At 27.2% G+C, this 10,651-nt stretch carries 12 protein-coding genes and 1 riboswitch; all 12 genes read left to right on the top strand.

What is annotated here, in order from left to right; all coding sequences use genetic code 11:
- The first annotated feature begins 93 nt into the window (after positions 1–93).
- Positions 94–263: riboswitch (Lysine riboswitch) on the top strand.
- Between the two features lie 93 nt (positions 264–356).
- Positions 357–2,117, top strand: a complete 1,761-nt coding sequence (locus I4U58_RS09655) for a Na+/H+ antiporter NhaC family protein (protein ID WP_195931092.1) — start codon at positions 357–359, stop codon at positions 2,115–2,117.
- A gap of 282 nt (positions 2,118–2,399) precedes the next feature.
- Positions 2,400–3,593 carry a pentapeptide repeat-containing protein gene (locus I4U58_RS09650; protein ID WP_195931091.1) on the top strand — a complete coding sequence of 398 codons (1,194 nt, stop codon included), beginning with the start codon at positions 2,400–2,402 and terminating at the stop codon, positions 3,591–3,593.
- Positions 3,594–3,750: 157 nt separating this feature from the next.
- Positions 3,751–4,437, top strand: a complete 687-nt coding sequence (locus I4U58_RS09645; RefSeq protein WP_195931090.1) for a DNA-binding protein — start codon at positions 3,751–3,753, stop codon at positions 4,435–4,437.
- Positions 4,438–4,470: 33 nt separating this feature from the next.
- A complete protein-coding gene (locus I4U58_RS09640; RefSeq protein WP_195931089.1) occupies positions 4,471–5,289 on the top strand; it encodes a hypothetical protein in 819 nt (272 codons plus the stop codon).
- Between the two features lie 103 nt (positions 5,290–5,392).
- Positions 5,393–6,064 (top strand): response regulator transcription factor, encoded by a 672-nt coding sequence (locus I4U58_RS09635; RefSeq protein ID WP_195931088.1) that lies wholly within the window; start codon positions 5,393–5,395, stop codon positions 6,062–6,064.
- Complete coding sequence (locus tag I4U58_RS09630) at positions 6,054–7,310, top strand: HAMP domain-containing sensor histidine kinase (RefSeq protein ID WP_195931093.1); 1,257 nt, start codon at positions 6,054–6,056, stop codon at positions 7,308–7,310. Before I4U58_RS09635 ends, I4U58_RS09630 begins: the two co-directional genes overlap by 11 nt.
- 89 nt (positions 7,311–7,399) lie before the next feature.
- Positions 7,400–7,708 carry a thioredoxin gene (trxA, locus tag I4U58_RS09625; RefSeq protein WP_195931087.1) on the top strand — a complete coding sequence of 103 codons (309 nt, stop codon included), beginning with the start codon at positions 7,400–7,402 and terminating at the stop codon, positions 7,706–7,708.
- Positions 7,709–7,720: 12 nt separating this feature from the next.
- On the top strand, positions 7,721–8,590 hold the full coding sequence (locus I4U58_RS09620) for an NAD(P)/FAD-dependent oxidoreductase (protein WP_195931086.1): 870 nt from the start codon (positions 7,721–7,723) through the stop codon (positions 8,588–8,590).
- A 307-nt stretch (positions 8,591–8,897) separates the two neighbouring features.
- Positions 8,898–9,464, top strand: coding sequence for a TetR/AcrR family transcriptional regulator (locus I4U58_RS09615; protein ID WP_195931085.1), 567 nt, complete (start codon positions 8,898–8,900; stop codon positions 9,462–9,464).
- Complete coding sequence (locus tag I4U58_RS09610) at positions 9,464–9,616, top strand: flavodoxin family protein (RefSeq protein WP_195931084.1); 153 nt, start codon at positions 9,464–9,466, stop codon at positions 9,614–9,616. Before I4U58_RS09615 ends, I4U58_RS09610 begins: the two co-directional genes overlap by 1 nt.
- Positions 9,617–9,765: 149 nt before the next feature.
- Positions 9,766–10,134, top strand: a complete 369-nt coding sequence (locus tag I4U58_RS09605) for a metalloregulator ArsR/SmtB family transcription factor (protein ID WP_195931083.1) — start codon at positions 9,766–9,768, stop codon at positions 10,132–10,134.
- Between the two features lie 2 nt (positions 10,135–10,136).
- Entirely contained in the window at positions 10,137–10,541 is a 405-nt protein-coding gene (locus I4U58_RS09600; RefSeq protein ID WP_195931082.1) for a NifB/NifX family molybdenum-iron cluster-binding protein, read from the top strand.
- The last annotated feature ends 110 nt before the right edge of the window (positions 10,542–10,651 follow it).

Here is a 10,651-nt window from a genome sequence, read left to right as displayed (position 1 = left end):
ATAGAAACCAATTTAAAAAATAAATACAAAAAACTTTAATGAAATAATAATACTATATAGAAGAAGGAGAAAATAATACAACATGAATATGTATAGTAAGGTAGAGGTGCAATATATAAGAGTAAAGATAACGAGGGAAGTACGATGACTTATCTTGAAAGGGTATGTTGCCGAAGTATATAGGTGATACTTTAAGCCTATATAACTGGGGGTATATAAAATATATATATCACTGTCACTAAATGTGGAGAGCTATCAAAACTTATCTTTTAGCATATAAAGTAGCAAATCTTGTTGATTAGAAAATCAACATTTTTAGTGTACCTTTCTGATATTCATAATATTAGGAGGAGAAAATGAAAAACAAAACATCAAAAGTAGCATTAATATCGATAATGATATTCATGATGTCTACTGTAATGGCATTTGCCGAAGAAGTAGATATTGACCAGGTCAATGCAGATAAATATGGGGCGTTAACATTAATACCACCACTAGTAGCAATAATACTTGCATTTGCAACAAAAAACGTAGTTATATCTTTAGCTATAGGAATTATGTCTGGTGGATTCATTCTAAATTTCGCAGGAATCAATATTTTTTATACAATAATACATGCATTTTTAGATTTAGTAAGTAGAGCAGTAGACTCTCTTGCAGATCCTTGGCATGCAGGAATAATATTACAAGTTTTAGCAATAGGTGGAGTTATAAACCTAGTAAGTAAAATGGGTGGAGCAAAGGCAATAGCTGAAGCATTATCCAAAAAAGCAAAAACTGCAAAGTCAGCACAGCTTATAACTTGGTTTGCAGGTCTTTTAGTATTCTTTGATGACTATGCAAATTCACTAATAATAGGGCCTATGATGAGACCTGTAACTGATAAAATGAAAATCTCAAGAGAGAGATTAGCATTTATAATAGATGCAACTGCTGCTCCAGTGGCAGGACTTGCAATAATTTCAACTTGGATAGGACTAGAAGTTGGACTTATAGGAGACGCTTTTAATTCAATTGGTGTAAATGAAAACGCATTTGGCGTATTTTTAAATACAATACCATTTAGATTTTACAATATATTAATATTAGCATTTATCGTTATAACATCATGCTTATTAAAAGAGTTCGGTCCAATGAGAAAATGTGAATTAGAAGCGAGACGTGGTGGAAAAAGTCTTGCTGATGGAAATGAATTAAACAAAAAAATATCGCAAGAACACGATGATTTAGAACCTTTAGAAGGTGTTGTACCAAATATATGGAGTGCTATAATACCAATAGGAACATTAATAGTAGGTGCATTAATTGCTTTCTATTATAGTGGTTATACTACTATAATGGCTGGAGATAATAATGTATCAATCGAAATAATGAAAAATGCACCATTTTCATTTGAAGCTATAAGAGAAGCATTTAGTAACTCAGATGCATCAGTTGCATTATTCCAATCAGCATTATTTGCGGGAATAGTTGCTATGATTATGGGAGCAAGTAAAAAAATGTTCACAATAAGTCAAGGTATAGAAATATGGGTAGATGGAATGAAAACTTTACTTATAACTTGTGTAATATTGATATGTGCTTGGTCATTAAGTTCAGTTATAAAAGAATTAGGAACTGCTAAATTCTTAATAAACTACTTATCAGATTCAATACCAGCATTTACTCTACCAAGTATAATATTTGTTTTAGGTGCAATAATATCATTTGCAACAGGAACATCTTATGGGACAATGGGTATACTTATGCCGCTTGCAATACCACTAGCATACTCAATTAATCCTGATATGAGCTATGTAATAGTATCTACAAGTGCAGTTTTAACAGGAGCAATATTTGGAGATCACTGCTCACCAATATCAGATACAACAATATTATCTTCAATGGGTGCAGGATGCAACCATATAGACCATGTTAGAACACAAATACCTTATTCTCTATTTGTAGGTTCTATAACTATATTATTTGGATATATTCCAGCAGGATTCGGAATGCCTGTTTATATAGTTCTTCCAGTGGCATTAGCTGCAGTATTTATTGGAATTCAAATTTTCGGTAAAAGTGTAGACGTGGATATAGAAGAAGAGCTAACTCAATCTAATAGATCAATCAAATAAGTTAAATAAAAATAAATCAAATAAATCAAAATATAAATTAAAAATAAATTAAAACTGCTAAGTATAAAACCTTAGCAGTTTTTTTATTATAGACTTTATTATTGAGTATGTTTATATACTAAATAATAAACTACCATCTATATTGGAAGGAATAACCTTGCACAGAGTAATTTCAGTTAAGTATAAGGCTTTATAATAAAACAAATATACGTAGTATTAAAACAAATATTATGGTAATAATATTTAAAAATGATATATTTTATATATTAAAGGAGTATTTTTATGCCTTATGTAAACTTTAAAGAAGAAAATTACAAACTAGAAAAACAAATATCAAAAAGAAAAGAAAACAATAAAAAAATTAGGTCTCAAATAAAAAATGACAAGAGTTTAATAAGCGGATATAGCCTTACAGGAGAGTACAGTTTTAAAAATACAAAAAAACAGCTTATAGGAATTAGTGGAGTTTTAAAAGAAGAAGATTTCCAAATTATAAATGGAGAGGATTTTATATGTGCTAATTTTTTTAACTGTAAATTTCAAAATATTAAATTTGTAGATTGTTTCTTTATTGGATGTAATTTTAAAAAGTGCAGCTTCGGTGGAGGAGGAATTATATTTGAAAATTGCACATTTATAAAGGAAGACTCGATAAAGACTCCATCTCTAAATATAAAAGATAATTTTTCGTGTTATTTTGAAGACTGTTATATATATTCACAGTTTAAAGGAAGTAATTTATCTTATGCTTTATTTGAAAAATGCACATTTGAAAATACAAATTTTGAACTTACAGATATGCAAGGTGTCATTATAAAAGATAGCGACTTATTTAAAATTTTAGTCTGCGATTGTGGTATGCAAAATTTAAAAACTAGAAAATGCTATATAAGTGATTTTGAATTTGACGATAAATATATGACAACTTTTGATACCAAGACCTTCTTTGATAAGCTCCTACATAGAAAAAACGACAGAGATGAATACGAAGGCTTTTATATGATATATCAAAATATCGCATTTCAATATGAACAAAACAACTTAAAAAGCAATTTTGGAGAGTACTACTACCTAGGAAAAAGAGAAGAACATAAAACTCTGGATTTTCTATCTAAAATTAAGTCCTACTTATATTGGTTTTCGTGTGGATATGGAGAACGACCAATTTACAGTATTTATTTTAGCTTTGCTATAATACTAATATTTACATTTTTATTTTTGATAGTAGGAGTAAATATAGACGGAAGAATAGTTAAATACAACAGTATAATCGCCATAGAAACTTTATCCTTTGGAAAATTCTTTGAAGAATTTTTAAATGCATTTTCACTTAGTACAGGTTTATTTACAGGAGTTGGCAATGAAATATGCGACCCTATATTTGAATCAGCTATATTGGCTGATATAGAGATGGTCTTAGGTGTTATTTGTATGGGAATAGGTATAGGTACACTAACTAGAAAAATTATAAGATAGATATAATAATTAAGGTTTAATAAAGGTAGATATGTTAATATAGCTAATCAAATAAAATATATAATTTTATCTGATTAGCTTCTTTTATATTAAAGAAAAGTGTAAAAATAATGGTTTTATGGTACAATTAATAAAAAGAAATAAATGGAGGAGAACAATGGCTTCTAATCAAAGAATAGACGAATTTTTAAGACTGCAAGACAAGGGCATTTCTTTGGATGAGATTGCTTCTACCTTGGGTGTAAAACCACAAACATTAAGAAGAAATTTAAATAAAAATGGATATAAAAGTGTAAATGGTAAATATATAAAAGATAATAAAGAATCTATAAATACATCTGTACAGGTATCTTTTGTAGATAATACATTAATTAAAAGTGAACAAAACAAAAAAGAAAACAAACCAAAATCAGCAAAGAAGTCTTCTATAGAGAAAAAACTTAAATCAAAAGAAGATAAAGTTGAAAAATCACCTGAGAAAATAAACAATAAAAAAAATAAAGCTAAAGAAGATACAAAAGATGTAACTAAAAATAAACAAAAATCTACAAAAGTTAAAAAAGATAGAAAAATAAATTTAACTCAAGAAGATTTAGATAAACTATGTGAAGTTTATGATTGGTACTTAGAGGTTAGAGATTGTAAATCTTTAAAACCAAAAAAACAAAAGAAATCCATAGCTATAGACTTTGAAGAAACTAGTGACAAAACAGTAAATTTAAAAGTAGATAAAGGAGTATGGGATGATTTCTTGCGTCTATGTAGCAATTCATCATACGATAGAAAAACATTAGTCACACAAGCGCTTTATGATTTTATGAAAAACCACAAAGATCTACTTTAAATGACAAAATGATTTTGATAGGGGAATTTATATATGAATAATAAAAAATTAATATTTACATCATTATTAACTGTAATTGCTATAGTAATATTAATTGTAGTTTTTAGACTTAATGAATCAGAAAAAGAAATAGGGTATGAAGTTGCAAAGAGCGAGGCAAAAGTATTAGAAATAGAAAATACTAAGATAACTGGTATTTCTCATAATACGACAAAAAATAATGTGAGTACAAAGATAAAAAATAAATCAAATAAAATACTTAAAAATATAAGTATAAATTATGTTGAATTAGATGAAAATCAAAATAAAATATCTACAAAACAAGTTCCTGTAGAAATTTCGCTTAAAAGAGATGAAAAAGCTCTTATAAAAATTATCCCTCAAAATTACACTTATACTATAGATATAATAGGATATAGTTATGAAACAGAAGATTATAATGTAAATGTAGATTTAAATGAGAATACAGCAAATATAGAAAAGCTATCTAATTTAGAAGAGAATCAAAAAGAATTAGAAGACATGCTTAAATACGATATTTTAGAAATATACGACTTTAAAGGGATTGATGATACTAGCTACAAAGTAAAAATTAAAAATAATTCACAAAAAAACTTAGGAAATATAATATTAAAAGTAGCTGAAAAAAATTCAGATGGTGAATATATAAGTGTCAGCAATATATCTAATAATTCAACATTAAAAGCAAAAGATTTTAGTGCATTAATGCTAAATAGTACTGATAAAGAAAATACTTTAGAGATTATAGGATATACTTATGATGATATAGAAAATAAATCAAATATAGATATCGATTTAAAGACTAATACTGCAAGTATTGTAAGAAATTAATACACAAACAAATCAAGCTTCTATAATATTTATAGAAGCTTAATTTAATATAAATACAAATTGATTATAAAAAATTGATTAATGACATTGTTGGGAGGTATATATGAAAGTTTTAGTCGTTGAAGACAATATAAAATTATTAAAAAGCATTTTAGATGAATTAAATACTCATTTTGAAACAGAGTCATGCAGCGATGGTGAGGAAGCACTTTATATGATAGAGCAAAATATATATGATTTAATTGTTTTAGATCTTATGCTTCCTAATTTATCTGGAATAGAGATATTAAAGTCTATGAGAGAAAAGTTTATAGATACACCAGTATTAATATTAACAGCTAAAGAATCGCTAAATGATAAAGTAAAGGCTTTTGAGATAGGGGCAAATGATTATCTTACAAAACCATTTTATATGGAGGAGTTAGTTGCTAGAATATATGCTATTTTGAGGACTAATGGAAAGATGCAAGATAGAAACAGCATAGACTTTAGAGATTTACATTTAGACTTAAATAAAAGAAGGGTTTTTGTAAAAGATGAAGAAATAGAGCTTCAAAATAAACAATTTAATTTGCTTGAATACCTTCTTTTAAATAAAGGTTCTATATTATTAAAGGAGCAGATTTATGATAGAGTTTGGGGTATTGACTCTGATGTTACAATAGAAATTGTCGAAGTTTATATAAGTCATTTAAGAAAAAAACTTAGCAAATATGGATATGATAAATGTATAAAAACAAAAAGAAAAGTAGGTTATATGTTTGATGATAAATAAAGAAGTCATTACAAAAACTCAAAAAAGGCTTATCAGAATAAATATGCTTGTAGTTTCAGGATTTTTAATTTTACTTTGTATGTTTACATATGTTTATTTTGGATATACAAATAACAACAATATAAACAAGCAAATGGAAAATGAACTAAACTCTATAATAAGTCAGCTAGAGAATTTAGATTCTAGATACGGGCTTATGTTAGGCTTAAAGGCTGAAGGTATAAAATTACAAAACCCTAAAGATATGGTGTATATGTACATAGACAACACCCTAATAAAAGTAAATACTAACCCGTATTTTGGAGATAATGAACCAAAGTTTAAAAATCAAGGTGATGGATTTTATACATATTCAACAAAAGAAGGATATCAACTAAGAGAGTGTAATTATACCTATAAAAATTGCACAATAAGAATATTTAGAGAGATAAGCAGTGAGATAAGTTCTAGAAGACAACTATTGCTTACTATGATAAAAGTAGTAATAATATTTTGTATACTAACATACTTTATAGCTATTTATCTTACAAGAAATGCATTAAAACCAATAGAGGTAACTTGGAATAATCAAGCTAAGTTTATTCAAGATGCATCACATGAGCTTAGAACACCTATAACAATAGTATCATCTAAATTAGAGGGGCTTTTAAAGCACCCAAATAATACTATAAATGACGAGGTTGAAGGTATAGCTGATGCGATGAATGAAACTAGAAGACTTAAGAAAATGATAAATGACTTACTTACACTTACAAAAGAAGACTATGTGGATTTAGTTACAAAAGAAGAAGTCGATTTAGAAGCTTTAGTAAAAGATATATGCGATGATTTCTTTGATATAGCAATGATTCAAAATAAAACATTAAAGATTTCTTCACAATTAAAGCATAAAAATATATTAAGTGATAAAAATAAATTAAGACAGTTATTTATCATTTTTATAGACAACGCATTTAAATATACAGAAGAAGACGACTATATAAAAATTTCTCTAAGTGAAAAAGATGAAAAAATATATATAAAAATCGAAGACAATGGACTTGGTATAAAAAAAGAAGAACTACCTCATCTCTTCGATAGATTCTTTAGAAGTGAAAATGTAAGAAATAAAGATATAGACGGCTCTGGAATAGGACTTTCAATAGCAAAAGTAATCTCAGAGAGTCTAAAATACAAATTAAAAGTAGACTCAGAATATGGTAAGTGGACAAAGTTTGAAATAATTATACCTATAGATGAAGATTAGAAAAAATTAACAGAATAAAAAAATGGTACTCTTCCAAAAACATGGGTATAATTGTTAATATAGTAGATATAATTTAGGAGGATATATAAATGGCTAAAATAATAAACTCAAATGAATTCAATAATACAGTAGAAAGTGGAGTTGTAGTAGTAGACTTTTTCGCAACTTGGTGTGGACCTTGTAAAATGCTTGCTCCAGTATTTGAAGAATTAAGTGAAGAATTAACTGATGTAAACTTTGTAAAAGTAGATATAGACCAAAGTATGGATTTAGCTCAAAAATTCAGAATAGTATCAGTTCCAACAATGAAAATATTCAAAAATGGAGAAGAAGTAGATACTTTAATGGGATTCATGCCAAAAGACGTGTTAAAATCAAAAGTTGAAGCACACTTATAAAAAGGTGATATTATGAGATATGATATAGCGATAATAGGAAGCGGACCAGCAGGTCTTAGTGCTGCAGTTAATGCAAAAATAAGAAATAAAAGTTTTGTAATATTTGGAAATAAATCGCTTAGTACTAAGATTGAAAAAGCTCCATCAATAGACAACTATCTTGGTCTTTACAATATATCAGGAGCTAACCTTAAACAACATTTTATGGATCATATAGAATCTATGGATATACAAATTGACGAACATAAAATAACAAATGTATACTCTATGGGTGATTACTTTGCACTTGCAAGTGGATCTGAAATGTTTGAAGCGACTACTGTAATAATTGCAATAGGTCTAGATAGTGCTAAATCAATAGAAGGAGAAGACACTTTCCTAGGAAGAGGTGTAAGTTACTGTGCAACATGCGATGCACCGCTTTACAAAGGAAAAGATGTATGCGTACTTGGATATAACGAAGAAGCGATACATGAAGCTAACTTCTTAAACGAAATAGCAAATAAAACATATTTTGTACCTATGAGAAATAACATCAAAAAAGATTTATCATTAATAGATTCAGGAGTTGAAATACTAGATAAAAAACCTACAGAAATACAAGGTGAAATGTTAGTAAATAAATTAAACTTCCAAGATGAATCACTTGATATAGATGGCGTATTCATAATAAAAGACAGTATGTCACCTAAAAATTTAGTTCCAGGATTAGAGTTAAACGGTGAACATATAAAAGTAGATGCAAATATGAAGACAAATATAGATGGATTATTTGCTTGTGGAGATTGTGTCGGAAGACCATACTCATACTTAAAATCTGCAGGTCAAGGTTTAACAGCTGCATTAAATGCAGTAGAATATATAGCAAAAAAATCTAAATAATATAAAAGATTTTGATAGATATTTAGAAAAGACGGCTTATGCCGTCTTTTTTTTAGTATTTGAGTATATTTTATATTCAATGATGATTGTTTTGAATTTATTATTATAAATATAGATAAAAATATAAATATGTCTATATTTAGACATATAACTACTACTGAAGATTTATATAAAAAATATTTTGAGATATATTTACAGATGTCTAAAGACTTTATAAAATCTAAATGATTATGTTTATTTAAATATAATTATCTTAAATATATTTTGAAAGTATTTAGAATACAGATTTTTTATAAAGGAGAAATTTATGAAAAAAGTAAATAAAACGAGATTTGCTAAAAGGGCTTTGGAAGACTTTAGTCGTACAATGATTGAATTGCTTTCAAAGAAACCATTTGAAAATATAATGGTCAGCGAAATTTGTGAGATAAGCAATTATCCAAGGGCTACTTTTTATAATTATTTTGAAGATAAGTATGGTCTTCTCAATTATTGTTGGGATTGTTTTGGAGAAAAAATAGATTTTCAAAATGACTATGATTATATGGATACTGATGAAAAAATGTATGATTTATTTAACAGTCTTTACGATTTTTTTGAAAAAAATATAGAAATACTCAGAAGGATAACAAAACAAAATAATCCAAATGGAGAGTTTATGCAAATTTTTAAAATATATATGAAAAATCAAATAAATATAAAAATAAAAGGTTGCAGTTGTGTTGAGAAAAAGAAGGTACCACATGAAATGCTTTTAGAACACTACAGCAATACAGTTGTTTTAGTATTAGAGTGGGGATTTTTAAAAGAAAATATTTTATCAAAGGAAGACGCAAAAATATACTTAAAGTATTTATTAGAAGGAGGAATATAATGATTTTTTATTTTTCAGCAACAGGAAACAGTAAATATGTAGCAGAGAAAATATCGGGACAAACAGGAGAGAAAATAATCTCTATTGTGGATTGTTTAAAAAATAATAATTTTGACTTTGAAGTAGATAAAGATGTCCTAAATTTTCAATAGATTATAAAAAAAAAACTAAAGCGCACGGTCAATATTTAAATACTAATACAAAAATATAAGCATATAAAAAGTGGTAAATAAGTTGACTTTTTCAATTAAGAGTACTATTATTTAATTAAGTAAATACTTAATTAAATAAGGAGTTAATTATGAAGGATTTAGTAAAAGTTTTTAAAGCGTTGAGCGATGAAACAAGGCTAAAGATATTGTTAATTATCTCTAAAAAGACAATTTGCCAAAAGGGTATTTCAAAACATCTTGGAATTTCAGATTCAGCAGTTTCTCAGCATATAAAAGTGCTAAAAGAAGCCGGGATTGTCACAGGAATAAAACAGGGATATACAGTTATGTATATTATAAATGATGATTGTTTTCATGAGGCTATGTTGTTTTTAAAGATGATAAACGATATTGAAGACGACACATTTATAAACAAAGAAAAATTAAATGAAATACAACTTAATTGTTGTGCAAATTGTAAGTTAAATAAAAAGTGTTGTAAAAATAGGGGGATGTAGATATGAAAGTATGTATACCAGTTTCAGAAAATAAAGGAATGGAAAGTTTGCCATATGGTCATTTTGGTTCTGCACCAGAATTTATTATATGCGACTTAGATTCAAAAGAAATAAAAAGTATAAATAACGGTGACTTAGGTCATGAACACGGCAAATGCCAACCACTAAAAGCACTAAAAGGTCAAGAAGTAGATGCTATAATAGTGTGTGGAATAGGCGCTGGAGCTATAATGAAATTAAATGAAATGGGAACTAAAGTTTATAGAGGTATAAATGACACTATAGAATCTAACTTAAAATTATTAAAAGAAAATAAGTTACAAGAGTTCTCAGTAAACGACGCATGTTCTCATAACCACTCAAAAGGAAATGGATGTGGCCATGATCATGGACACAATATAAAATAATAAAATATATTTAACATATAAAAAAAGCTACTGATTTTTGGTAGCTTTTTTTATTATATAGTAAGTATTATAAAAACACAGAGTATTAATATTTGATATTATTTTGCATA

Source organism: Clostridium sp. 1001270J_160509_D11, assembly GCF_015667935.1.
Taxonomy (GTDB): Bacteria; Bacillota; Clostridia; order Peptostreptococcales; family Peptostreptococcaceae; genus Intestinibacter.
The sequence above is the reverse complement of the archived record's forward strand: the minus strand, read 5'-3'. Positions and strand labels throughout refer to the sequence as shown.